At 44.5% G+C, this 373-nt stretch carries 2 tRNA genes; both read left to right on the forward strand.

Annotated elements, in window-relative coordinates:
- Positions 1 to 55 precede the first annotated feature (55 nt).
- A tRNA-Ile gene (locus tag LC455_RS31195) sits at positions 56 to 132 on the forward strand.
- A gap of 9 nt (positions 133 to 141) precedes the next feature.
- Positions 142 to 217, forward strand: a tRNA-Ala gene (locus LC455_RS31200).
- Positions 218 to 373: the final 156 nt, after the last annotated feature.

Genomic DNA, 373 nt, shown 5'->3' on the forward strand with positions numbered 1-373 from the left:
TTGTTTAGTTTTGAAAGATTGATTCTTTCACTTAATTTCATAACTTTCGTTATGAGGGCCTATAGCTCAGCTGGTTAGAGCGCACGCCTGATAAGCGTGAGGTCGATGGTTCGAGTCCATTTAGGCCCACCACTTCATAACGGGGCTTTAGCTCAGCTGGGAGAGCGCCTGCTTTGCACGCAGGAGGTCAGCGGTTCGATCCCGCTAAGCTCCACCAATTTCGTTCTTTGAAAACTAGATAATCGTATAGAAGAAGTAACCAAGTAAAAACCGAGTAATCGCCATTTTAGTTTTTCTCTCTATTTAATAGAGTAAAACCTTTTAGGTTAAGTTAGAAAGGGCGCACGGTGGATGCCTTGGCACTAGGAGCCGA

The sequence above is a fragment of the Neobacillus bataviensis genome (assembly GCF_019969725.1).